This is a genomic window from Imperialibacter sp. (assembly GCF_040222385.1).
Taxonomy (GTDB): Bacteria; Bacteroidota; Bacteroidia; order Cytophagales; family Cyclobacteriaceae; genus Imperialibacter.
This window is the reverse complement of the sequence record NZ_JAVKDF010000033.1, coordinates 35,957-60,653: the sequence shown is the minus strand read 5'-3', so window position 1 is coordinate 60,653 and position 24,697 is coordinate 35,957. Positions and strand designations below refer to the sequence as shown.

Below are 24,697 nucleotides of genomic sequence, written 5' to 3'. Positions count from 1 at the left end.
CAAATTTTTCAGGAATGGATTTCTTTCAAGGACTCTTTGTTGGCGGCAATAATCTTGTCTGCCAGTTCTTCAGTAATGGCAGTAGAGATAAACAGCGTTTCATACTGCGAGGGTGCCAGATAGATTCCTTTCTCAAGCATCTTCTGAAAGTACTTGCCAAACATAACCGTATCGCTGGTCTTGGCTGAGTCGAAGTTTACCACGTCAGAGTTGGTAAAAAACAGGCTGAACATGCTGCCAACATGGTTGATGGTATGCAGCAAGCCAAGTGACTCCAGATTGTGCCTGAATCCGTCCACAATTCGTTGCGTAATCTTGTTCAGGTAGGTGTATGTCTCTGGGTGCTCGTTCAGGTAGGTAAGCATTGCCTTGCCGGCTGCCATGGCTATTGGGTTGCCCGATAAGGTGCCTGCCTGATATACTGGTCCGGCCGGACTCACATAGTTCATGATTTCAGCACGACCGCCATAGGCACCAACAGGCATACCGCCGCCGATAATTTTACCCAGGGTGGTGAGGTCGGGCGTGATGCCGAATATCTCTTGCGCACCGCCCTTTGCCAGGCGGAAGCCGGTCATTACTTCATCAAATATCAATAGAATGCCTTCCTGATCGCAAAGCTTACGCAGACCTTCAAGAAACCCCTGTGCGGGCAGTACACAGCCCATGTTACCAACTACGGGCTCTAAAATAATGGCCGCAATTGTTCCCTTATTCTTAGCAGCAAGCATTTCCACAGCCGCCAAATCATTGAACGGTGCGGTTAACGTATCTTTGGCAGTCCCTTCAGTTACGCCAGGACTATCGGGCGTTCCCATGGTTACCGCACCACTTCCCGCCGCAATCAAAAACGAATCGCCATGACCATGGTAGCAGCCTTCAAACTTGACGATTTTGTCTCTCCCTGTGAATCCACGAGCGACCCTCACAGCCGACATGGTGGCCTCGGTACCGGAGTTGACCATGCGCACCTTCTCAATAGAAGGCACCATATGTGAAATCAGCTCCGCAATTTCCACCTCAGCCCTTGTAGGGGCTCCAAATGAAAATGATTTGCCTATGGCATTTCTTACAGCTTCTTCAATCATCTCATTGGCATGGCCCAAAATCATTGGCCCCCATGAGTTGATCATTTCAATGTACTTATTGCCATCTTCATCAAAAAGGTAGGCCCCCTTAGCTGACTTGATAAACAACGGGTTGCCCCCTACTGCTTTAAAAGCCCTCACCGGAGAATTTACGCCACCTGGAATTACTTTTTGTGCCCTGTCAAAGAGCGCTGCACTGCTAGATCTGTTCAACGTCATACTGCTACTTAACTTCCTTCACTAATTGGTTATTCTCTAACTTTAGAAAAGTCACCACTTGATTATCGTTGTGGAATCCATATTCAAAACCAGAAGTAAATACCCCTTCCACTATCTCTCCTTCCGGCAAGCCCGCCTGAAAGTAATTGCCATTGGCATGCATCAAGCCTCCAAAAACAATCGTCATTTCATAACCTAAGGAAGCATATACCGATGGTGGTGCTTTGTATTTTCTCATATAGTTTCCGCTAAACGACTGGTAGGTCGTCCGGCTCTTGTCTATGAAAACAGGTGATATGAATACCGCATTGATCCTTTCCACCTGATCATAATTTACCTGAGGAATATCCAGCCAGTCTTCCCTGCCAATCACGGGGATTTTATCAGGGCGAATTTCTACGGCACTTATTGTATTAGTGGCAAAAAGCGGATTAGACGACGCAATCATAATATGACCTATACTGTCTCTTTTGATGCCCCATACCTCGTGGTGATAAACCAATGAGTCCTTCCCATATGTTTTCTGCTTGGACTTTACAATGTATTTTTCAGGATGAAGCAGCATCGTATCCAGTCTCTCCTGCGTCTTTATCTCAACTTCCTTTTTGAAGCTCAGGGTATCGATAAGGTAGTGTGCTTCATTCGACCTCAAAGGCTTCACTTTCAACACATTGAACTCATTATCTCGCAACTGCTGCGCATAAAGCACTGCTGCAAGTGAGTCTCTGTTATCGTTGGGTTTATACTCATAAAACACCAATGCATTCTTATTCTCCTGAAACTTCTCCTTGGCGTATTCCGCAGCCTTTAAAGACTGGGTCAGGTAGGTGGGTCGGAGAAGGAACGAAAACGGATTACCTGCCATGACGTCGGGATTGGCCGACACCGGATTGATCATATTGATCTTATTGGCAAAGGAAAAGTCCGACACCAGCTTACTTGGCTCAGGGTAAAGCGGCCCAATAATCAAATCCATCCGCTTCAGCTCCGCTTTTTGCAGAAGTTTGGTTGTGACAGCTCCGCTCCTCCTGGTATCATAGGCATGGATAATCACCTTCTTGTTCTCAGCATTAAACTTTTCGGCAGCCAGAAGAATACCTGTATAGAGTTCGGTGACAAAATCAGCCCGTGGATTAGCTTTGCTTTCATCCAGTGAGGAGAACATAAAAGGCAGCATTACTGCCACGTGGTACTCGCTCTTTTTAACAGACCTGCTAAGATCAACCAGCCCGAATGATTCCACGGGCAGATCAAACTTCTCTACTATTTCCCTCACCATGGCCTGGTCAAGCGTATTGCCCGGATCACTCACGATTTTCCTTGCCAACCTGGAAGCTACTACGGTATCCCGGTCGTAGATGTTATACAATGCCTTTAGCTGGTTCAGACTATCGATTTTAGAAATGTATTTTGTCTTCAGTAGATTGATTTCGCTGGACATAGAAGGGCTTTTCACCCTCTTCAGATAATCAAGTGCAGCCGCAGGCTGATTTTGCTCAAAATAGCCAGTGGCCACCCAGTAGTAGGCTTCGTCCAGCTTTCCCCAGTCCGGGAATCGTTGTGTCAGCTCAAGAAACAGGCTGCGGCTGTTCTCCGACTGACCTAGCTTGTACGCCGACAGTGCGTTGTAAAATGAAGCATAGGGAGCGTACGGGTTATCTGGAGCAGGCATCATCACCTTCTTAAAGGACTGCATGGCCAACTCGTAGCGCCCCTCCCGGAAGAGCTCTTTGCCGAAGGTAAAATTAGTTTGGTGGTCCTGTGCTTGCGTAGAAGCTGCCCAGAAAAGCAAACAAATAACGCTCAGGCTTCTAAGAATAGCTGGATATCGCATGTTGATTATTCCCATTCAATGGTTGCAGGTGGCTTAGAGCTGATGTCATACACCACTCTGTTGACCCCCTTTACTTTATTGATAATTTCACTCGATATTTCTCCCAGGAATTCATAAGGCAGGTGACAAAAATCGGCAGTCATGCCGTCGACACTAGTTACTGCTCTTAAAGCTACTACATTTTCATAAGTTCTTTCGTCGCCCATCACACCCACTGCCTGAATCGGCGTAAGCATAGCGCCTGCCTGCCACACCTGGTCGTACAAACCATGGTCTTTCAGGCCCTGTACAAAGATATGATCCACTTCCTGCAGCACCCTGACTTTTTCGGCGGTGATCTCACTCAAAATCCTGATTCCCAAACCAGGGCCAGGAAACGGGTGACGGCCTAAAATATTAGGATCAATCTCCAGCGTGCGGCCAACATTTCTCACCTCATCTTTGAAAAGCGTGTTAAGTGGCTCCACGACCTTCATTTTCATTTTGTCAGGCAGTCCGCCCACATTGTGGTGCGACTTGATGGTGGCAGATGGCCCTTTTACCGAAACGGACTCGATCACATCGGGGTATATCGTGCCCTGGCCAAGCCATTTCACATCCTGAATTTTGTGCGCCTCTTCATCAAATACCTCAATAAACGCCCGGCCAATCGCTTTTCGCTTTTGCTCGGGCTCCGTCAGTCCTTTAAGCGCTGCATAAAAACGCTGTGAAGCGTCCACACCCTTCACATTCAAGCCCATGTGCTTGTAAGACTCAAGCACACTAATAAATTCATTTTTGCGAAGCAGGCCGTTATCAACGAAGATACAATGCAGGTTTTTGCCGATGGCCTTGTGAATAAGCATGGCAGCCACTGAGGAGTCCACTCCGCCGGAAAGCCCCATGACCACCTTATCGTTGCCCAGTTTGGCTTTCAATTCAGCCACTGTGGTTTCGACGAAGATGTCTGGTGTCCAGTCCTGGCTACAGCCGCAGATGTGCACCACAAAATTGCGCAGCAGCGTCTTTCCCTCGGTTGTATGCGTCACTTCCGGGTGGAACTGAATACCGTAAACTGGCTCATTCCTCAACTTGAAAGCCGCCACATTCACCGACGGGGTACTGGCAATCACCTCATACTTCTCAGGTATGCTTGCTATCGTATCGGCATGCGACATCCACACTTGCGAGTTAAGCGTAATTTCTTTCAGCAGGTCGTGGTGCGAATCCACCTTACTAAGCTTGGCCCTGCCATATTCTCTGATTTCTGAGGGAAGAACATTGCCTCCACTCTTTTTTGCCATGAGCTGTGCACCATAGCAAACGCCTAACAATGGCACTTTTGAAGAATAAAAATCAATATCTATGTCGGGCGAGCCTTCGTCTCTTACAGAGCACGGACTACCGGAAAGAATGACACCTTTGATGTCGTCGCTCCACTCGGGAAGGTGGTTGTAAGGGTGTATTTCGCAGTAAACATTGAGCTCCCGAACCCGGCGAGCGATGAGTTGTGTGTATTGAGATCCGAAGTCGAGGATCAGAATCATTTCAGCCATCCGCAAAAATAATACGGGGGGTTAGTTTAAACTAGTTTTTGAGTGGGAAAGTCGGGAGGAAAATGGAAGTGGGAAGTGGGAAGTCTGGAGACGGGAGACGGCGTCGGTACCGCTAGTGGGATCGGCGCTGGGGCGGTCAGCCCCCGTTTTAGAGACTGAACCGGTGGCTGAAGGTTCTTACTGAGGAGCCATCGGTCATAGTGCTACCTGCACAAGGCAAACAAAAATCTCCCTTTTATTATAAAATTCTATATTTAAGCATGAAAAGTTTGCTGTTTTTTATTGCAGGTGCCTTGTACATGATGCTTACCTCTAATTCTACACCAGAAGTATATTCCTGTAAGGATGAAGTAAAGAAGCTCATGGTGGCAAATGACTCATTGAGGGCAGAAGTTCAAAAGGCCCAGGCTATTGCCGAGGCCAGGAGACATGAAGCGAAGCAACAAACTCTAATAGCCGAAACGCAAAGAACGATTGCAGACCGGTCTCAGGAAGAAGCAATCATTCAGGCAGAAAGAGCAGTAGAGGCGGCCACTGAAGCCACCCGGCAAAAAGCCTTAGCCAATGACTATAAAAAACAACTTGAAGCTTGTCAGAAGAAAAACTAAAATCAAACCATTATGAAACTCTGGGCTAAAATTGTCATAGGTGTACAAACCCTCATTATCGTATTTTTCTATGTCTTTTCTAGTATTAAAGCAAATGAAGCCGAACGCTCTTCAGTCCTTCTGATAGAACAGGAGGCTCTGGTTATCCAGGCACAGCAGGAGGCTGAGATACAAGCAGAATTGGCCCTGAAGAATGCTGCTGTAGCTCAAAGACAAGCTGAACTTGCCAGGCAAGCAATTGAAGCTTGCGAGAAAAGCAAGTAGAAACATCACCACTAAACCATTAACACAATGAAACTTTGGGCAAAAATCACCATCGGCATCCAAGTGCTCATTATTATCTTTTTTGCTATTTACTCTTCTCTTAAAGCGAATGAAGCATCCACGTTCCTGAACCTATTGAGGGAGCAAGAGGCCCTGCTCGTTCGGGCTGAGCTGGAAGCCGAGAGGCAAACTGAAATAGCAGTAAGTGCTCAAGCCGAGGCCGAACAACAACGAATGATGGCCGAACAACAAGCTGCAATCGCAATGCAGACGCTTGAGGCATGCGAAAGCAAAAAGAAGTAACTTGCCGTCAAAGGACTTTCTCATGAAAAACTTCCCGCTGATCATTATTGTCATCTTATCCGCCGCCCTGATTCTTTTAATCATCTATGCCAAAATGCAGGCTTCCAAAGCTGAGCTTAACTCGCTAATGGCCAACAAATACCAGGAAATGATGTTGCAAGAGAAAGAGGTGAGTGAACAGTTGATGGTGGAGTTGTTGGAGTGTAGGGAGGGGAATAATGAGGAGAATGTAAGTAGTAAGGAGTAGGCAGTGAATCAGTTGGTCAGGCGGCTGATCTTCATGATAGGGATTATGAAGAATAGCAAGGCTTTTGCGACCTGAAGCAGCAGAAACGTCAGGATATTATTGGAGTTATTTGCCATGTCAAAGAGAAAAAATGGGATTATTTAGAAATTTACTAAGAGCGAAGGAAACACCGATCAAGTCGAACAAGGATTTTTGGAGTTGGTTTCAGAATAATGAAAAAGATTTCTTCAAAGTCATAAAGAGCCAGGGCAATATTGAGCGAGATGTGTTTAATAAATTATCTACACAACTCAATCAACTAAGGGATGGATACTGGTTCCTGGTTGGAATGTGTGATGATAACACTGCGGAATTGATACTAACAGCTGACGGGGTTTGTAAAAACATCGTCTTTGTTGAAGAATTGGTGAGCGGCGCCCCTGTACTTGATCACTGGAAATTCACTGCATTGAAACCTGCACTGAATATTAATGACGTTTACATCAGCATGGGTGACCTGAAATTTAATAAGGAGAATTTATTCTTCTATTCGAATGAACGTTCTGAATATCCCGATGAAGTCGACATTACGGTTGTCCATTCGGACTACCAAGAAGCATTGAAGGAGCCAATTACAAATGGGGTGTACATCTTCATGGATAATTATTTAGGTGAACTCAACTCGTTGACTGCTATCGATAATATGCAGATTGTAGGTACAGAAAATGCTAACAAGGAGTTAATCCCTATAGAGAAACTTAAAGATTACCTTGTTTGGAGAGAAAAAGAATTTGTAGAAAAATATGAAGGAACGAGATATGATACTGTTAGTGATAGCTATAACTCGCTTGAGGCAACGTTAAGTAACGGGAAACCTCTAATAGCTATTATAAATTCTGCTTTACTTAGCTGGGATAGCAAAGCATCTCACCCTTGGGTTGTAAAGGTAGAGATTATATATAAAGGCAATGAAAACGGAATGCCTGACAAACAAATTTACGATCTAATGAATACGTTTGAAGATCAGCTAATGCTTGAATTAAAAGACTCAGCAGGGTATTTGAATATTGGTAGACAAACCGCAGATGGCGCAAGAGAAGTTTATATGGCCTGCAAAGATTTTAGACTGCCTTCGACGGTTCTGGATAGATTTCAATATGATTTTAGAGGCAGATTGAATTTTGACTATGTGATTTACAAAGACAAATACTGGCGATCATTCAACCAATTTAGGCCAGAGATTAACTAGAGCCTAATCCAGTGATTATCACATTTAGTCTGTCACAAAAATTGGAAATCATCTATCCCTGGGAAACAAAAAAGTACCCGCCACCATCCCCAAAGCACTGGCCCCAAACCCAATGAACATAGCGGGGAATTCGAAATGAAACACATGTTCGGCTAGGAACCAACTTACCAAACCCAATATCATAGACAATACCGCCCCGCCCCGGGACGACTTCTTCCAAAACAGTGCTGTTACCATCGGCACAAACAGCGTAACCAGCCCCAAAATTGATGATTCTGATACCAGCTCGTAAATATTGGTTCGGAAAGCGGCTAGCCAGGCGGCCAGGATGGCCATTGCCACAACCGATACTCTCAGGATAATCAGGAAGCGCCTGTCTGGCATGTTTTGATCCACCAAGGGCCGGATGATATTCTCCGATAAAATACTGGCGGGTGCCAGCACCGCTCCACTGCATGTACTGAAAATCGCCGACAACAGGGCCCCGAAAAACATCACCTGTACCCACATGTCAGTATGTGCCATCACCATCGTGGGCAGCACCTGTTGTGTATCTCCATCAATCAGTTCCGGGTAAAGCACCTTCCCTGCCAGGCCAATGAACAAGGGTAAAATGGCAATCAGGCCATACATGCCAGCTCCGAGCAAGGTAGATCTTACTGCAGTCTTCTCACTTTCTGCCGAGTTAGCCCGTTGAAAAATATCCTGAGAAGCGAGCGAACCGAGGCCCAGTGTGAGCCATGCCGCCATGTAATGAACCCAGGTCATAGCGTCTCCATCGGTCGGTACAAAGGAAAAGAAGCCCTCCGGCGCACCATCCAATACCGGTGACATTCCTCCTGCTTTGCTAACAATAGTAACCGCCACAATCACCAACCCCACGACAATGATGATACTTTGCATAAAATCGGTGATAGTAATGGCCCACATCCCTCCCATCAGTGTATAAATTGTCACCACACTTGCACTGATTAGGATGCCGTAAATGGTGGGCAGTCCGGAGATGATCTGGATGATTATGCCAAGCGCCACCAGTTGGGCAGCGATGTAACCAAAAAAGGTAAGCAGCATGCAAGCGCTGGCAATCAGCTCCACGCTTTTTCCGTAATGATTGCGGTATAGGTCACCAAGAGTAAGCAGATTTAACCTGTACAACGGTTTGACGAAGATGAGAGCGAATAAAACAAGACAGAGCACGCCTCCGAACGGGTCTTCTATCACCCCCTGCACGCCGTGCTTCACAAACTCGGACGAAGCCCCGAAAATTGTCTCTGAGCCAAACCATAGGGCAAAAAGAGCCGAAGCAGAGAGAAACATGGGCAGCTTGCGGCCCGCAAGCATGAAGTCTGTGGACGTTTTGATATACCTGGAAGCGGCTATACCTACAGCCACAGTCAACAACAGATATATCACTACAAAAACTCCAAGCATTAGCCCCGCTGAAACGTAAAGATGAGCAGCAAAAATAGGAGTAGAAAAATGGAATACAATACCGTTAAAAACACAAGACCCCACGGGCAAACGCTCGCAGGGTCTTCAAAAAGGACTAATCAAAACTATGCTTAATAGTTATTCTCTTTTACACAGTATCTATATCTATACTCCTGAAATATCCCTCAGCCAGCTCGTTAAAAGGCATAATGACTTTCAAGAGCTTTCCTTCACACAGGGCAGTGATGCTATCCAGCTCCACGTCGAATGGGATAGGCATCAAATGTACAATATTTGGTGCTCCCTCCTGTTCATTCGTGTGGTTGGGTGCCATATAGTTGAGGTAATGGAACACACTCAAGTGCCTGTTGTGAATTTCAATTTTGAGATTTTCCACCGAGAGTCCCGGAGCAACCACATCCAATTCGTAGCAATCTTCCAGCTTCCTCATTTTTGTGGAAGGAAGACTCATACCTCCATTGATCGTATTCAGCAAATCGGCCGTCACAACCATGTTTTTTACTAAAGAGTCAGATAACTTCATTTTCATATATCCTAAATTCCCACATTAGTCATCAATCAATGTACCAACGCATTATTCAGGCATTTATGTCATGCTTTCTTAATAAAAATTCACAGAATCGGTCAAATTGTCTTTTTGTCTGACAGGTTAATCCGTAGTTTCGAAAAAAAGCCTTCCGATGTTTCAAACCGAGCTCAACCACTACCTTCAAAGTTTCGACAACCCTGCCGTTTACTGGCTTATGGACGCTACCACCAGGCTCGGGTACAACTCCGCCTTCATTGCCGTGGCTGTTGTGTTGATTTTTGGTGTGCACATGAAGAAGGCCTTCCTCGCCACACATATGCTCATCTGGACAGGTTTTGCAGGTGCACTTTTGAAAGATTTCTTTGCCCTGCCCCGGCCTGAAAACGTCGATTCGTCATTAAAGCACCTTGTAAATGAGTTCAATGCACCCTCTCCTTTTTTTAGGCAAGGAGCGCAAAGCTTTTTCGGTCTGCCTGCACTAGAAGCCATTGAATACTACAGAGAGAACAAGCTTGACTCTCATGGGTTTCCTTCAGGCCATGTGAGTGGCTCGGTGGCATACTGGGGAGGTATTGCGTTGTTGTTTAACCGAACCTGGCTGAAGGTAGCAGCCATCATTATCATTGCACTGATGCCGTTCTCACGCATGTACCTCGGCAGGCACTTCCTGGCCGATGTGCTGGGTGGCCTTGTTCTCGGTGGTATCACCGTTTGGCTGGCATGGTTCTTCCTGATCAAAAAGGACAAACTTTCGGCCTATCTCTCCCTCAGCGGGCTGCGACTTCAAATGAATATGCCTACCCTCATTTTCATTTCTTCCTGCGTTATACTTCCCATCGTTTTTATTTTCCTGGGCAACAGCATAGCCGCTCAATTCCTGGGGCTCAACCTGGCCTTTCTGTTAATTGGTTTACAGGGCTTCCCTTCGGATGAGGGCAAGTGGTTGATTAGGGTTTCAAGGGTGGTATTGGCCATTGCCGTGCTGGTGGGCAGCAGCGTGCTCCTTGATCAGTTGATCAGGGCCGTTGGGTTAAAAGGCAACGACATAGTCCTTCTGGCCAAACGAGCCCTGGAGATGTTTTTACTGATTTGGGGGACTACTGCGATAGCTAAGAAGTTGGGGTGGTATAAAAGCCAAGCAGGGTAATTGATTATTTTTGACTTTTTATATTAGAGGTGCAGAAGTCTCTTTTTGAATAGAAAATCATGCGAACCAATAAAGAATCAATTTAAAAACATCTATAGTAGAAATTACAAAGATTTTCATCCCCGACCGACTCCTTTAATAAACGGATGCTACCAGAAATGATTGATCATAAAAAAGCAAAAGGTCCAAGCGGACGCATTGAACCAGTTTTGCTTTTTTATTGAGCCAAAATCGAAATGTTCACCATCAATTATCCTGCTCTTTGAACACCTTTTTCAGCAACTCCGTAGTTCTGGCACCTGGGTTGTTTCTGATGTTTGCTTCTTCCTGAGCCACCAGCTTGAACAGGCCATCTATGGCTAAGGTTGTCGCATAGTCATTCAAATCGGGGTTGACCTTGTCAACCAAAGGAATCTTATTATAAGTATTGACCAGGTCGCCATAATATTTGGTGGCGTTTACTTTATCGAGCGCCTTCTGAATCACCGGCTTGAATTTGGCTTCCAATTGGCTGGTGGTAGTTTTTTGCAAGTATTGAGTAGCAGCATCTTTGTCGCCTTTCAGTATATTCCAGGCATCATTGATTGTCATTTGCTTAATAGCGCTCACAAAGATAGGAGCAGCCTGCTTGGCCGCTTCTTCAGCTCCTCTGTTCAGTGTTTCGATGAATTGATCCACTTGTTTGTCCATTCCCAACTGACGAAGCTTGGTTTCCACTTTTCTCACATCTGGAGGAAAAGGAATCTTTATCGCTGGATTTTTGAAATAGCCATCAACAGCGGAAGCTTTTTTTGCCCCATTAGTGATTCCTTTTTCCAGCGCCTCTTTCAGGCCAGATGCCACTTCTTCAGTGGTTGGCTTTGCATCTTTCAGGTAACCATCTACAGTTTTCTGTATTTGCTGAACCGAGCAAGCTGAAATTGCAAGGATGATAAAAGCCAATATTGTCGCAGACAAGAATCTCATTATGTAGCTGTTTTAAACTTTTTCAAATAAAACCACTTTATGTGTTTATAGCTAAAAATCGAGGTGACAAATTTGGCAGGAATTTAAAGTAGCTGAACCCGGTTTGATAATACTGCTATCTATTAACTTTCGACCTGACAACGAACAACATTCTATTCATGCATATCAACGCAGAAATACTCACCATCGGCGACGAAATCCTCTACGGACAAATCAACGACACCAACTCCACCTGGATCGGGCAGCAGCTCTCGGAGCGTGGCATCAAGGTCATCCGCAAAACCACGGTAGGTGATGTGGAAAGCGAAATGATGACGGCCTTTGCAGAAGCAGAAAGAAGAGCTGATATTATCATCATCACTGGCGGCCTGGGCCCAACAAAGGATGATCTCACCAAACCACTATTGGCAAGGTATTTTGGTATGGAGCTGGCATTGCATGAAGAAGCATTGGCAGAAATCACTATGCTTTTCGAGAAACGAGGCTTTCAAATGACTGACACCAATCGCCAGCAAGCGTGGTTGCCAGTTGGAAGCACAAAGCTGACCAACCGCATGGGCACAGCGCCTGGGATGTGGTTCGAAAGAGGCAATAAAACCTTTGTGTCGCTACCGGGCGTGCCTTATGAAATGAAGGTGCTGATCAGCGAACAGGTCATACCCAGGCTTAGGGAGAAATATACCCTACCGGTCATCTATCACAAAATGATTCGTACCATCGGCATTGGCGAATCGTGGTTGTCGGACAAAATTGAGTGGTGGGAAACCAGCCTGCCTCCTCATATCAGGCTTGCCTATCTCCCGAGCCCCGGAGAAGTTAAGCTGCGTTTGACAGGCGCTGGCCCCAACCTGAAGTCTCTAATAAAAGAAGTACAGGCTGAAATAGACCGGGTGCTACCCGACATCCAGAAGTATGCGTATGGTTACGACCAGGAAACAATTGAATCAGCCATTGGCAAGCTGCTGCTGGAGCGCAAGCTGACCGTGTCTACGGCCGAGAGCTGCACAGGCGGCTACCTTGCCCATCAGATCACAAGTGTGCCTGGAAGCTCCTCTTATTATATAGGCAGCATTATCTCCTACGACAACCGTATCAAAACCGATGAGTTGGGTGTGAAGCAGCAAACACTCGACACAGTTGGCGCAGTGAGCGAAGAAACGGTGCGACAAATGGCCGAGGGAGTGAGAAAAAGGCTAAAAACGGATATTGGCCTGGCTACCTCGGGCGTGGCGGGGCCTGACGGAGGCACACCTGAAAAACCGGTAGGCATTGTGTGGATTGCCTGTGCTTTCGAAGGCCAAACTTTTACCAGAAAACTGCAACTAACCACCGACAGGCAAATCAATATCCACGCCAGTGCGTTGCACACACTCAATCTTTTGAGGACGTCGCTGATGGAAATGGAAGCACTGGCCTAATAGAAACAAGTGAGATAGCGGTAGTTTGGCAAAGCTTGCGACACTACAAGGAAAAATTGCACATCATTCCCATTAAAATGTTAACTTAGAGGCCGTGAACGCTATTTTGTAAACAAATGATTCTTAGGTTTTCGTCTATTAAAAGACGATGAATTAGAAGAATGTTTTGAAAAGCAACAAACAACAATACAAATAACCTATTACCCAAAAGGATACGAAATACTTAGTGAGATGGCAGTAGTTGAAATGGTGATGCCCAAAATGGGTGAAAGTATAATGGAAGGAACCATCCTTTCATGGTTGAAAAAGCCAGGAGAGACCATTGAACAGGATGAGTCAGTGCTGGAAGTGGCTACTGACAAAGTGGATACGGAGGTGCCCGCCACCCACGCTGGCGTGTTGAAAGAGATTTTGGCCAAAGAGGGTGAAGTAGTGCAGGTGGGCAAAGCCATTGCTATCATAGAAATAGAAGGGAGTGGCGAGAACGGCCATGCTACCGACGCTTCGGAGAATGGGAAAGACGCTGTGGCGCTCGCTACGGAAATGGTCGATGCCGCTGTAGCAGCAGTGAGCCACGCCCCCGTGGCAAAGCCTAGCTCCGACAGGTTCTACTCTCCCCTCGTGATGAGTATTGCCAAAGAGGAAAAGATCAGCACTTCAGAATTAGAAGGAATTCCCGGCACTGGCAAGGAAGGCCGTGTAACCAAAAATGACATCCTCGCCTACATTCAAACCAGAGGAAAAGGTGCTGCTCCTAAAGTAGCCGAACCTGTAAAAATCACCTACAGCGGCGACGATGAAATCATCGAAATGGATCGCATGCGCAAGATGATTGCAGAACGCATGCTAAGCAGCAGGCAGATCAGTGCCCACGTGACCTCGTTTGTGGAAGTAGACGTGACCAACGTGGTGAATTGGAGAAACAAATGGAAGCGCCCTTTCCTGGAAAAAGAAAAGGCTGCCCTTACCTACACCCCCATTTTCATTGAAGCCATTGTGAAGGCCATTAAGGACTTTCCGATGATCAATATCTCAGTGGATGGCACAAAAATTATCAGACACCAGGCGGTACACATTGGCATGGCCGTAGCCCTGCCTTCAGGCAACCTGATCGTGCCTGTGATCAAAAATGCAGACAAGCTGAGCCTCCTCGGCATCACCCATGCTGTGAACGACCTGGCTGAACGTGCCCGCACCAACAGTCTGAAGCCGGATGAGTTATCGGGCGGCACTTATACCATCTCCAATGTGGGCGGTTTCGGTAATATCATGGGCACGCCTATTATCATGCAGCCGCAGGTGGCCATCATGGCCGTGGGTGCAGTGAAGAAAAAGCCAGCGGTAATCGAAACCCCACAGGGCGACTTTATCGGTATCCGCCACATGATGTTCCTCAGCCACAGCTACGACCACCGGGTGGTAGATGGCGCACTAGGCGGCATGTTTGTGAGAAAGGTAGCAGATTATTTGGAACAGTTTGATACGACTCGTTCTATTTGAAGATAACTAAAGTTAAAGAAAGAGCTCGCCGGAAATGGCGAGCTCTTTTCGTTTATTTAAGACTAATCTCCCTCTTCACTTTCCCTCCTTTTTCTGAATCAATCGTAATGGTGGCTTTGGCAGCGCTGCCGGTCACTTTGAATACATACTCAATCGTTCTAGTACGGTCTGCACTTTCACCATCTCTGCGGCCCGCAAGGTTTCCCAGGTCTGTTCTCATCTTGCCACTGACAAGCTCAGCGCCGCTTAACTCAACAATCGCCCTTACCGGCTTGGCTATCTCCAGCTCTATGGCCCGTTCGGTGATGTTGGTCGGTAGGTAACCATCATTTTCTACAGTGAGGCTCACCTTCACCAGCTTGCCTTTTTCCAGCACTTCTACTTTCGGTTGCGAAACGGCAATCTTAGGACTGGTTTCTGCCAGCCATAGCATCCACTCCACATACTTTTCTATTTCTCCCTTCAGGTATTTCGTGGGTGGGTTCTGGCGGGTAAACTTATAGTCCCAGCCGCCTATTTCAACTTTACCCAGTTGCGGGTGATCGTAAGTCTGCCAGTTCACAAAGCCCTTGCCGCCCAGTTCGGCGTCGTTCCATTGCATGCGCTCCAGGTCAGATACCCGGCCGTCTTTATTAGCGTCGGCCTGGAAGGCGCCCCAAAACTCCGGCACAAAGCCCACCACACCATAATCCCAGTAGCCCCAGCTAATAAGTGTGCCATGGCGGTGCAGGCGAGGGTTGCTGTAGCTGGGCACCACCTTCTGGCTGGTGGTAGTAGCATATTTGTCGGAGAGCTCCAAAATAAGTCGCTGGTCTTCCATATTGAAATTATCCCAATTAGTAGTTGAAGGCAATCGGTAAAGGAAGCCAGCCGCTGTGTGACCATGAAAAATACCAGTGATGTTGCTGTGCGAAGTGAGAAACTCGATGGTAGCTCGGGTTTCAGGCTCCGACAGCGGATAGGGCCCGGCTCCCTTTTGCTCCGACTCCAGTCCCCAGTTGCGGGGGAAGTTGCGGTTCATGTCAATGCCGCCAATGCCGTCTTCGTTGTACAATCCGTCGTTGTCATCGTCAATACCTTCGTCATACATGTCATAGAAGTCGCCACTCAGGTCGTTGGGCTCTCTTTCCACCATAATACGGGAATCTTCCAGGCTGATTTTCCATTTGCCTGTCGGGTTCTTCACCCGCATATCGGTGATGAAATTGTCATTGTTCAGGTCGTTGCCCGGATCTTCGTCGAGCAGCCCGTCGCCATCTTGATCGTAGGGTCGGGGTGTGCTGCGCAGCGCCTGAGGCGTTGTCAGGGCAATGTCCGCTCCATCGGGGTTGAATTTGGGCCGGATGTAAATGGTGCGGGTATCAACCAGGTTGGTGATGCGTGGGTCTTTGCCATAGCTGCTGAGCAGCAGCCAGGTGTAGTGCAGCGCTACTTCGGCCCCCGTAAGCTCCCCTGCGTGGATATTGCCATCGTAATAATAAGCTGGCTTGTCTTCAGCAGTACCGGTGCTTTTGTTGGTGATTTCCAGGACCATGAGCTGGGTGCCTTTCAAGGTTTCACCTATCGAATAGAGGTTGGTCAGATTCGGATAGGCTTTGGTCCACTCCTGGAGCAAATAGTAAGCATCGGCAGTGGTGTGATACTTCGCCCAATTAGGGTTTTTAGGATCTTCCTTCTGTGCCTGGGTGAACTGAGCGCTGGCTACGAGGATGGTAATGAGGAGCAACTTTTTAAACATGGCTTTCGGTTTGATTGATGCAATAAGATACCGACGCCATATGAGCCGTTGAAAGGGAATGTGATGGAAGGGAGGTTTCATTGCTGAACGATCAACCCTACATTTAGAATGTTTCACTAGATTGAAGCATGATACGCCCGAAAGTTTTCAAGGTAGTGCTCCTTCTGCTGATCAGCACAGTCATCTCCTCCTGCAAAGAAAAACCAGCAGGGCAAACCACAGCCGGTTTACCCGATCAATTCATTATGGTGCTTGGAGTTGCGCAAGACGCTGGCTATCCTCAAGCTGGCTGCACCAAGCAATGCTGCATGCGATACTACAACGGCGAACATGAGGCCGAGCGGGTAGTTAGCCTCGGCATAGTTGACCGAGCGGTCCGCAAGATCTGGATGATCGAAGCCACGCCAGACTTCAAAAGCCAATGGCACGATTTGAATGAAAAGTCTGGTCTGAACAAAACCGCTCCCGATGGCATTTTTCTCACCCATGCCCACGTGGGCCACTACACCGGCTTGATGGAACTGGGTAGAGAGATCATGGGTACTTCGAATGTGCCAGTCTACGGCATGCCTGTCATGCGGTCTTACTTGACAGAGAATGGCCCCTGGAGCCAACTCGTAAGCCTCGGTAATATTGGTCTGCAAAAGTTGGTGGCAGACTCTACGGTTCAATTGTCACCTGAGATTTCCATTACTCCTTTTCTTGTCCCGCACAGGGATGAGTTTTCGGAAACCGTGGGCTACCGCATTGAGAGCGGAAGTAAGAGCATTATCTTCATTCCTGATATTGACAAATGGAGTAAGTGGGACAGAGACATCCGAAAGGTGGTGGCGTCAGCCGATGTAGCTTTTTTAGACGCCTCCTTCTTTCGCAATGGAGAAATCGACCGGGACATGAGCGAGGTGCCCCACCCTTTTTTAGAAGAATCGATGGTGCTATTTGAAGACTTGCCCGAAAATGAAAGAAGCAAGGTGCATTTTATTCATTTCAATCATACTAACCCGCTGATTTGGGATGAAGAAGTGAGGCAGAGTGTGAGAGCAAAGGGATTTGGTGTGGCCAGTGAGGGGGATGTTATTCCTTTCGGCGATTAAGAAGTCTTCTGGGTCTTCTTAGTGTAAGTATTTTTGAGGCGCTACCTTTATAAAACGGCTAGCTTGTTGATTGAATCTCAAGTTAATGCAATGTTTTGACCGCTCAGAGAAACTGAAATTGTGTTGAAATCGTTACCTTCATACAAAAATCTTATATGACCGAGATTATTTTCATAGTCGAAGAATCTCCTGAAGGAGGATTTGAGGCAAAAGCCTTGGATCATTCTATCTTTACAGACGGCAGTGACATGGATGAATTAAAGTCCAACATCCGTGAGGCCATCCAATGTCATTTCGAAGTTGATGCTCCCAAAATTGTGCGCCTGCACTTTGTTAGAGAAGAAGTCTTTGCAGCGTGAAAATTCCCCGAGATATTACTGGGAAGGATCTAATCAAAAAGCTTGAAATATTAGGCTACACCCCCACTCGCCAGGTGGGGAGCCATGTTCGGCTAACTACACAAGAGAACGGACAGCACCATATTACTATCCCTTATCACAATCCGATTAAAATAGGAACCCTATCTGCGATCTTAAAGGACATCGCCAGCCACTTCAAAGTTTCTAAAGAGAGTATTGCCGAAAGAGTATTTTAATTCAGTGCTTCCTGAAAATTACTCCAAGGGGAATAAAGTAAAGAGGTTACTACTTGCGCTCCCGCAGATAGTAACCTCTTTACTTTCGTTCTACATCTCCTTAGCCGCCATGTACTCGTAGTCGGCAATTACCGTGTACAAAAACTTCACATCAGGCATCGGGGTTTCTATGGACAACAGCCCTTTGATTTTTTGTGACACCAATATCACCGCCTGATCGTTGAGGCCCTCCTTTCGCAGGTTCAGCGCATTTCTTATGATTTCAATCTGACTATCATTCAGCACCCTGGCGGTTGGAAAAGTCACCTGATGATTCTCATCCACTTTCGCTATCAAATCTGCATTAGAAACCTCCTTCTGCAGTCTGATCACCACCGTGCCAGCCGCCAGATCGCCGAGCCTTTGCCCGTTTTTGGTGGCGATGATTGTGATAACAGCTACGCCTCCACTCATGAAGTAAATATCTACGAGTCGGAGTACCCACCTGAGTAAGTAGTTTACAATGCCTGCCGGGCTGCCGTCGGCCTTCACCACTTTGATGTTCATGGCCTTTTTGCCAATACTTTGCCCCTGAAAAAGCGACTCGAAAAGCAGGGAGTAAAACATGACCAGCACCCATGGAATGAAATAGAACTCCGGTCGGTCAAAGCCAGAGGAAATGATCCACAAGCACAGCACCATGAATACAAAAATCACAAACATGTCGATCAGAAAAGCCAGTATGCGTTCGCCAAGGCTGGCCAGCTCAAGGTCGATTTCTATATTCTGACTGGTGACAAATTTGGGCATTTCCCTTCTAGTGATTATGTTAACGCATATTTGGGCGGAAGATAATGAAGCAGTCAATATTTGTAAAAAATAATCAGGCTAAATGGAATGAATTTGAGTCAAAGCTGACAAATACTGGTACACTTTCTTCCGACGAACTTTCGCTTATCTACATCCACCTCACCGAAGACCTTGCCTTTGCCAAGGCGAATTACCCCAACACCAAACTTTTCACTTATCTCAATGCCCTGGCACTGAAGGTGCATACCATCGTGTATAAAAACAAGAAGGAGGAGAAAGGGCGTTTTGGTAAATTCTGGGCATATGAGGTGCCTTTAGAGATCCGGAGGTCATACAAATACATCCTCATTGCCTTCCTCATCACGGCGCTGGGTGTTTCTATAGGAGCCCTGTCATCTGCCAACGACGAAACCTTCGTGCGCCTGATTATGGGCGATGCCTATGTGGACATGACATTGAACAATATCAAAGAAGGCGACCCCATGGGCGTTTACAGTTCGATGGACGGCAACTACATGTTCATGGCCATTACCTCCAACAATATCCGGGTGTCATTTGTGGCTTTCGCCCTCGGTCTTTTCTTTAGTGTTGGAGCTGGCTGGGTGCTGTTCCAAAATGGCGTGATGCTCGGAGCTTTTCACTACCTCTTTTTCAAAGAAGGGCTTTTCGACGATACCATCCTCACCATCTGGCTCCACGGCACTATCGAAATTTGGTCCATTATCGTGGCTGGTGCCGCAGGCATTGTCCTCGGCAATGGCTTTTTGTTTCCCGGCACTTATCCCCGAATTCATTCTTTTCAGCGAGGCGCAAAGCAGGCGATTAAAGTAGTGCTTGGCTTGTTTCCTTTCTTTATCGTTGCGGGGTTTATTGAGTCCTTTGTTACACGGCATACCGAATGGCCACTTTACCTGAAGCTTTTGATCATCAGCCTGTCGCTGCTGCTCATTCTATTCTACTTTTTCTATTTGCCTCTAAAAACCAACCCTCATGACCACGCCAAAAATTGAGTTGTACAAAATGCGTGACTTCGGTCAGAAGCTGAATGCGACCATCGAATTCATAAGAGCAAACTTCAAAAAGCTTTTTACCACGTTGCTTTTTGTTGCTGGCCCCACTGCCCTCATCATGGGCATAGTGATGAAACAGTTTATGGGGTTTTTCATGGGCATGTCCGCCAACCCAGAGAACCCCGCTATACTGGATGATCTCCCCACACTTTTCACCAATTACTTTGTCATGTTTCTGGTGTCCATTTTTGCCAGCATTATGTTATCGCTTACAACATATGCCTTCATGGAGCTTTATAGTCAAAAAGAAGCGTCGGAGTTTAGTGCCATGGACGTGCTGCGCAATGCCCTCAGCAGGTTTGGCTCCACGTTCCTACTGAGCATTCTCGTGGGCATAACTCTTTTCATTTCAGTCTTCTTCTTCTTTCTACCAGCCCTCTATTTCGGCGTGGTACTGTCGTTGGCTATTCCTATTCTCTATTTCGAGAAAGTGAGTCCGGGGGAAGCCTACAAAAGAGCTTTCACTCTTATCAAGGACAAATGGTGGAGCACATTTGGCCTGCTTTTCATTTCTGTAATGATCTCATATGTGGTATCGATGATTTTCTCGGTGCCGTTTTACGCCGTATACATGTTTGAGTTGGTGGGCGTGGTGGACAAAATCAACACCGACCCTACTGCCTTTACCAATATTTTTTCAAGTTGGTACATGGCCATCAGCATGGTAATCCTGGGAGTTGGAGGCTACTTGTCCTACTCCATCCCCCTGATTGCACTCGGCTTTCAGTATTTCAATTTGGCAGAACGAAACAGCGCCCCTGGCTTGATCAACAAAATTGAGGACTTTGAAAATATTCAGTAAAGCGGCGTTTGCTGTTGTCTCAAGCTGCATAGCGTTCGGTAGCACGCTGTACGCCGAAGCCAGATGGTTAGCGGGAGAGAGAGCCTTTGACCAGGTGGCTATGGAAGGTTACAAGGCCGATCCAGCTTTTGACTACGTCAATCTTCGACCGGAAGGCATTTCGCTGTGGGATCAATTATGGCTTTGGATTTTTAGCCTGATCGGCAGGTTGTTTGGTGGGCCCAACGGGCAAAACATAGGCCAAATCCTCTGGTTACTTTTTCTTGTGGCTGTGGTTGTAGGAGCGGCCTATTTGATCATTAAAATGCAATATGGCTCTGTTTTTTCTAAATCGAATGAGGCTGGCAGTTCAGCCTTTACCGTGTACGGCGGCAGCCAGCAGGTTGATTACAATAAACTCATCAATGAGGCACTGGAAGCTGGCGACCTTAAAATGGCCATTCGGTATTTGTATATGAAAGGCCTGACAAACCTGAGTGATCAAAGCCTGCTGAAGATTCGCTCCTGGAAAACTGGCGCCGACTATGCCAGTGAGTTGAGTGGAGACCAAAAATCAAAGTTTATTCAGCTTAAGCAGGTGTTTGAGTATACCTGGTACGGAGAATTTGAGCCGGACGAGACCGACGTTCAACTGTGCAAAGCAACGGTGGCTGACCTGGAAAAGAAAAAGGCATGAACAAAAAGGACAAAATCTTTCTTTGGGTTTTTATCGGCCTTTTTGTTGGCTATGTGATCGTGCAATACACAGCACCCAAGCCGCTCGATTGGACAATCACCTTTCATGAAGATGACAAGAATCCATTTGGAGGTTTTGTGCTGGGAAAAAGGCTGCCTGACATTTTTCCCGAACTGGAAACCAGCTACTACAACTTTACACAGCTTTACACGGACAATGAAAATGTTGTCGTTTTGGCGCAGGAAATGGCGCTAAGCCCGACCGATGAAGAAAGCATCAATGAGATACTGCACGCAGGTAGCTCCGTTTTTTTGGCAGCCCATCAATTTCCCCAGGCATGGCTCGATTCCCTGGGTCTGAAGGTGGCATTCAACTACAGCTTCGTCAATGAGGAGATATTCGGTGAAGATCAGATTCAATTAATCAGCCGCACAGATTCCTCTTCAGCAAGCTACCCCCGACAGATGATACAGGCGGTGTTTGAGGAAGTTGAAGCCGACAAATGGGAAATCATCGCCACCGATGAAAACAGCCAGCCCGTGGTGATAAAAAAGACAATTGGTGAGGGCGAATTGATTTTGTGCAGTTCACCTTTAATCTTCACCAATTTCGGGTTGCTCTATCAGGACAATTACCGGTTTGCAGCGAGCATATTGAACCTGCTCCCTGAACAGCGCACCCAGCTCAGCTACTTCTACCAGCTGGGCCGACCCGAAGTTCAAACCCCGCTACGGTATATACTTTCGCAGGAGGCACTTAAGTGGGCGCTTTACCTGGGATTGGTAGCGTTGCTGGTCTTTCTGATCATCGAAACACGAAGGAGACAACGAGCTATTCCAGTGATGACACCACCAGAAAACACCACATTGACTTATGTGAAAACGCTGGGTAATCTCTACTTTCAGGAAGGCAACCATAAAAACCTCGCAGAAAAGATGATCAGGCACTTCATACACAGGGTAAAGGAAAAATATTATTTAACCTTTGAGCCGACTGAGCATTTTAACCACATGCTGTCGGTGCGAAGCGAAGTACCTATTGAAGAGATCAAAGCTACGTTGGCAGCCTTGATCGCTATCAGGCAAAAGGAACAGATAAAAGGCAACGAGCTGGTGATGCTAGCTGAAAAACTTAACAGGATAGTGAGTTGAACAATTTTAAAAAGGAATCAGAAGTTGATATACAAATAGCATGAGTGAATTTGAAAACAGAATTGATCTGAAGCTTCTCAACGAGAAAGTAGATAAAATAAAAACCGAAGCGAGAAAAGCCCTGGTTGGTCAGGACAAAATGCTAGACCTGATACTGGTAGCTCTTTTGGCGGAAGGACATGTGTTGATTGAGGGCGTGCCCGGCGTGGCCAAAACGCTGACAGCCAGGCTGACAGCCCGAATGATTGACGCTGAGTTCAAGCGCATTCAGTTCACTCCCGACCTGATGCCGGCAGATGTGTTGGGCACCTCTATTTTCAATCCCAAAAAGGCAGAGTTTGACTACAAAAAAGGGCCTATTTTCTCCAACCTGGTGCTCATCGACGAGATCAACCGGGCACCCGCCAAAACCCAAGCCTCACTTTTCGAGGTGATGGAAGAAAAGCAGGTCACCAACGACGGCATCACCTATCCGCTGGATCCCCTTTTCATGGTGCTGGCTACCCAAAACCCCATTGAGCAGGAAGGAACTTACAGATTGCCGGAAGCCCAACTAGACCGATTCATTTTCAAAATCAAGGTAGACTACCCAAAGCTGGAGGAAGAGTTTCAGGTATTGCACCTGGTCAACGGCAACTTTGGATTCAAGCAGCTGAGCTTTATTGAGCCGGTGATCAACCGGCAGGAGGTAATAGAAATAAGAGAAAACCTGCGGCAAATATTGACCAAAAACTCGCTGGTGGAATACATTGCTCATCTGGTGGGCAAAACGAGAAGCCACCCTTCCCTCTACCTCGGTGCGTCGCCGAGAGCTTCGATCGACCTCCTGCGCTCCTCTAAAGCTTACGCTGCGATGCAAGGCCGTGATTTCGTCACACCGGAGGACATTCAGTACCTGTTCAAACCAGTGGTTGACCATCGAATTATTCTGAATCCTGAGGCAGAAATGCAAGGGCTCACGACCACGGAGGTATGTCAGCAAATTATTGAGCAGGTCACTGTGCCCAAATAAGATGAAGCTATTCGCCACCAAACGGTTCTATTACAGCATAATTATCCTCACCATTGGGTTTGTGGCGAGTTACTTCTTTCCCGCCCTTTTTGTCCCGGTTAAGCTTGCCTTCTTTACGTTTTTGGTGCTGTTCTTTGCCGATTTCATGCTCCTTTTCATCACACGAGGCGAGTTAACTTGCGACAGAGAATTGCCGGAACGGTTCTCGAATGGCGACGACAATGCCGTAGTGCTGAAAATCAACAATAGTTACTCTTTCAACTTGCAGGTGACCGCACTGGACGAGCTACCCCCTCAATTTCAGATCAGGGACCTGGCTATCAGGCTTACGGCTAGCAAAGGCGGAAGTCGTATGGCATCCTACTCCGTGCGCCCGACGGAACGAGGAGAGTACGACTTCGGCAATACCAACCTGCTGGCTGCCTCAAAAATCGGCCTGATCAACCGGCGCTTCATTGTGAACCACCAACAAACCGTGAAGGTGTACCCGTCCTTTCTGCACTTGCGCAAATACGAGTTGATGGCCTTTTCACAGCAACAGTCGATAGAAGGTCAACGCAAGCTTCGGAAGATTGGCCACAGCATCGAGTTTGACCACATCAAGGAATACACACCGGGCGACGACCCACGCCACCTCAACTGGCAGGCAAGCGCCAGAAGAGGCCACCTGATGATCAATCATTACATCGACGAAAAGTCGCAGCCTATTTACAATGTGATTGATAAGAGCAGGCCAATGAAAATGCCTTTTGAAGGCATGACACTGCTCGACTATGCCATCAACGCCTCGCTGGCCATCAGCGATATTGCCCTAAAAAAGGGAGATAGGGCCGGTCTTGTTACTTTTCAGCACAAACCCGACACCATCGTGTCCGCACAAAAGGGTACTAAGCAAATGTATGTGCTGATGGAAAGCCTGTACCATGAGAAAACAGCCTTCAACGAGCACAACTTCGGGATGCTCTATGCCCAGATAACTGCGAAGATTGCTTCAAGAAGTCTGCTGCTGCTGTACACTAACTTTGAGTCGTTGTATTCGCTGGAGCGACAATTGAAATACCTGAAGCTACTCAACCGCAAACACCTCGTGCTGGTCATCATTTTCAGAAATACAGAACTCGACGGATTGATCGCCAAAGATGCCGGTGACCTGCGGGAAGTTTACCATCAGGCCATCGCCCAAAACATGCTCAACGAAAAGTTTGCCATCCTGCAATTGCTTCGTCAGCATGGCATCCTGAGTCTTTACACCACCCCACAAAGTCTGACAGCAGACGTAGTGAATAAGTACTTGGAGCTGAAAAGCAGAAGGGCGATTTAACGCACTTTCAAGGGGTTTTCAAAATGTTTTGTCAAATAATAAAGTCTACTTAGAGCTGTATACAATTGATATTTTAATCATACATTGTATTTACAAAATCAACTGGAAGAT

The 24,697-nt window shown here is 46.9% G+C and carries 25 protein-coding genes; 17 read left to right on the top strand and 8 right to left on the bottom strand.

Annotated elements, in window-relative coordinates:
* Positions 1–8 precede the first annotated feature (8 nt).
* Genes hemL through guaA form a run of 3 tightly spaced genes read right to left on the bottom strand, consistent with a single transcriptional unit; the run spans position 9 to position 4,676 of the window.
* Complete coding sequence (hemL, locus tag RIG68_RS15455) at positions 9–1,307, bottom strand: glutamate-1-semialdehyde 2,1-aminomutase (RefSeq protein WP_350124009.1); 1,299 nt, start codon at positions 1,305–1,307, stop codon at positions 9–11.
* 4 nt (positions 1,308–1,311) lie between these two features.
* Positions 1,312–3,156 (bottom strand): ABC transporter substrate-binding protein, encoded by a 1,845-nt coding sequence (locus RIG68_RS15450; protein ID WP_350124006.1) that lies wholly within the window; start codon positions 3,154–3,156, stop codon positions 1,312–1,314.
* Positions 3,147–4,676: a glutamine-hydrolyzing GMP synthase gene (gene guaA, locus RIG68_RS15445; RefSeq protein WP_350124003.1), complete on the bottom strand. Its 1,530-nt coding sequence runs from the start codon at positions 4,674–4,676 to the stop codon at positions 3,147–3,149. The genes RIG68_RS15450 and guaA overlap by 10 nt, the downstream gene beginning before the upstream one ends.
* 260 nt (positions 4,677–4,936) lie before the next feature.
* Between guaA and RIG68_RS15440 the strand changes: the two genes are divergently transcribed.
* From RIG68_RS15440 to RIG68_RS15420, 5 genes are all read left to right on the top strand, one after another.
* Positions 4,937–5,284 carry a hypothetical protein gene (locus tag RIG68_RS15440; RefSeq protein ID WP_350124000.1) on the top strand — a complete coding sequence of 116 codons (348 nt, stop codon included), beginning with the start codon at positions 4,937–4,939 and terminating at the stop codon, positions 5,282–5,284.
* Positions 5,285–5,296: 12 nt separating this feature from the next.
* Complete coding sequence (locus RIG68_RS15435) at positions 5,297–5,548, top strand: hypothetical protein (protein ID WP_350123997.1); 252 nt, start codon at positions 5,297–5,299, stop codon at positions 5,546–5,548.
* A gap of 27 nt (positions 5,549–5,575) precedes the next feature.
* The gene (locus tag RIG68_RS15430; RefSeq protein WP_350123995.1) at positions 5,576–5,851 is read left to right on the top strand and encodes a hypothetical protein; all 276 of its coding nucleotides are present in this window, start codon (positions 5,576–5,578) and stop codon (positions 5,849–5,851) included.
* Between the two features lie 22 nt (positions 5,852–5,873).
* Positions 5,874–6,098, top strand: coding sequence for a hypothetical protein (locus RIG68_RS15425; protein ID WP_350123992.1), 225 nt, complete (start codon positions 5,874–5,876; stop codon positions 6,096–6,098).
* A 130-nt stretch (positions 6,099–6,228) separates the two neighbouring features.
* Positions 6,229–7,326, top strand: coding sequence for a DUF695 domain-containing protein (locus RIG68_RS15420; RefSeq protein WP_350123990.1), 1,098 nt, complete (start codon positions 6,229–6,231; stop codon positions 7,324–7,326).
* A gap of 48 nt (positions 7,327–7,374) precedes the next feature.
* On the opposite strand, the gene RIG68_RS15415 is transcribed toward RIG68_RS15420, so the two are convergent.
* Both RIG68_RS15415 and RIG68_RS15410 read right to left on the bottom strand, forming a co-directional pair.
* A complete protein-coding gene (locus tag RIG68_RS15415; protein WP_350123987.1) occupies positions 7,375–8,757 on the bottom strand; it encodes a high affinity choline transporter 1 in 1,383 nt (460 codons plus the stop codon).
* A gap of 148 nt (positions 8,758–8,905) precedes the next feature.
* Positions 8,906–9,307, bottom strand: a complete 402-nt coding sequence (locus RIG68_RS15410) for an Hsp20/alpha crystallin family protein (protein WP_350123984.1) — start codon at positions 9,305–9,307, stop codon at positions 8,906–8,908.
* Positions 9,308–9,458: 151 nt separating this feature from the next.
* Between RIG68_RS15410 and RIG68_RS15405 the strand changes: the two genes are divergently transcribed.
* The gene (locus tag RIG68_RS15405; protein WP_350123981.1) at positions 9,459–10,454 is read left to right on the top strand and encodes a phosphatase PAP2 family protein; all 996 of its coding nucleotides are present in this window, start codon (positions 9,459–9,461) and stop codon (positions 10,452–10,454) included.
* 246 nt (positions 10,455–10,700) lie between these two features.
* Here the strand turns inward: RIG68_RS15405 and RIG68_RS15400 are convergent, their stop codons facing one another.
* Positions 10,701–11,420 (bottom strand): DUF4197 domain-containing protein, encoded by a 720-nt coding sequence (locus RIG68_RS15400; RefSeq protein WP_350123978.1) that lies wholly within the window; start codon positions 11,418–11,420, stop codon positions 10,701–10,703.
* A gap of 158 nt (positions 11,421–11,578) precedes the next feature.
* On the opposite strand from RIG68_RS15400, the gene RIG68_RS15395 reads away from it, so the two are divergent.
* The gene (locus tag RIG68_RS15395; protein ID WP_350123975.1) at positions 11,579–12,838 is read left to right on the top strand and encodes a competence/damage-inducible protein A; all 1,260 of its coding nucleotides are present in this window, start codon (positions 11,579–11,581) and stop codon (positions 12,836–12,838) included.
* Between the two features lie 231 nt (positions 12,839–13,069).
* Complete coding sequence (locus RIG68_RS15390) at positions 13,070–14,338, top strand: dihydrolipoamide acetyltransferase family protein (protein ID WP_350123972.1); 1,269 nt, start codon at positions 13,070–13,072, stop codon at positions 14,336–14,338.
* 52 nt (positions 14,339–14,390) lie between these two features.
* On the opposite strand, the gene RIG68_RS15385 is transcribed toward RIG68_RS15390, so the two are convergent.
* The gene (locus RIG68_RS15385) at positions 14,391–16,076 is read right to left on the bottom strand and encodes a M14 family metallopeptidase (RefSeq protein ID WP_350123969.1); all 1,686 of its coding nucleotides are present in this window, start codon (positions 16,074–16,076) and stop codon (positions 14,391–14,393) included.
* A 128-nt stretch (positions 16,077–16,204) separates the two neighbouring features.
* Between RIG68_RS15385 and RIG68_RS15380 the strand changes: the two genes are divergently transcribed.
* The 3 genes from RIG68_RS15380 (at position 16,205) to RIG68_RS15370 (ending at position 17,765) form a co-directional block, all read left to right on the top strand.
* Positions 16,205–17,170, top strand: a complete 966-nt coding sequence (locus tag RIG68_RS15380; RefSeq protein ID WP_350123966.1) for an MBL fold metallo-hydrolase — start codon at positions 16,205–16,207, stop codon at positions 17,168–17,170.
* A gap of 155 nt (positions 17,171–17,325) precedes the next feature.
* Positions 17,326–17,529 (top strand): 2-oxoisovalerate dehydrogenase, encoded by a 204-nt coding sequence (locus RIG68_RS15375; protein WP_350123963.1) that lies wholly within the window; start codon positions 17,326–17,328, stop codon positions 17,527–17,529.
* Complete coding sequence (locus RIG68_RS15370) at positions 17,526–17,765, top strand: type II toxin-antitoxin system HicA family toxin (protein ID WP_350123960.1); 240 nt, start codon at positions 17,526–17,528, stop codon at positions 17,763–17,765. The genes RIG68_RS15375 and RIG68_RS15370 overlap by 4 nt, the downstream gene beginning before the upstream one ends.
* A 90-nt stretch (positions 17,766–17,855) precedes the next feature.
* Here RIG68_RS15370 and RIG68_RS15365 read toward each other — a convergent pair whose 3' ends face one another.
* The gene (locus RIG68_RS15365; protein WP_350075597.1) at positions 17,856–18,554 is read right to left on the bottom strand and encodes an RDD family protein; all 699 of its coding nucleotides are present in this window, start codon (positions 18,552–18,554) and stop codon (positions 17,856–17,858) included.
* A 44-nt stretch (positions 18,555–18,598) separates the two neighbouring features.
* Here RIG68_RS15365 and RIG68_RS15360 point away from each other — a divergent pair, with 44 nt between their 5' ends.
* Genes RIG68_RS15360 through RIG68_RS15335 form a run of 6 tightly spaced genes read left to right on the top strand, consistent with a single transcriptional unit; the run spans position 18,599 to position 24,586 of the window.
* Entirely contained in the window at positions 18,599–19,564 is a 966-nt protein-coding gene (locus RIG68_RS15360; RefSeq protein WP_350123957.1) for a stage II sporulation protein M, read from the top strand.
* The gene (locus tag RIG68_RS15355; protein ID WP_350119018.1) at positions 19,545–20,426 is read left to right on the top strand and encodes a hypothetical protein; all 882 of its coding nucleotides are present in this window, start codon (positions 19,545–19,547) and stop codon (positions 20,424–20,426) included. Before RIG68_RS15360 ends, RIG68_RS15355 begins: the two co-directional genes overlap by 20 nt.
* Entirely contained in the window at positions 20,410–21,102 is a 693-nt protein-coding gene (locus tag RIG68_RS15350) for a hypothetical protein (protein WP_350123954.1), read from the top strand. Before RIG68_RS15355 ends, RIG68_RS15350 begins: the two co-directional genes overlap by 17 nt.
* Positions 21,099–22,253, top strand: a complete 1,155-nt coding sequence (locus RIG68_RS15345; protein WP_350123951.1) for a DUF4350 domain-containing protein — start codon at positions 21,099–21,101, stop codon at positions 22,251–22,253. The genes RIG68_RS15350 and RIG68_RS15345 overlap by 4 nt, the downstream gene beginning before the upstream one ends.
* A 40-nt stretch (positions 22,254–22,293) precedes the next feature.
* Positions 22,294–23,265, top strand: coding sequence for an AAA family ATPase (locus tag RIG68_RS15340; RefSeq protein ID WP_350092486.1), 972 nt, complete (start codon positions 22,294–22,296; stop codon positions 23,263–23,265).
* 1 nt (position 23,266) lies between these two features.
* Positions 23,267–24,586: a DUF58 domain-containing protein gene (locus RIG68_RS15335; protein ID WP_350123949.1), complete on the top strand. Its 1,320-nt coding sequence runs from the start codon at positions 23,267–23,269 to the stop codon at positions 24,584–24,586.
* The last annotated feature ends 111 nt before the right edge of the window (positions 24,587–24,697 follow it).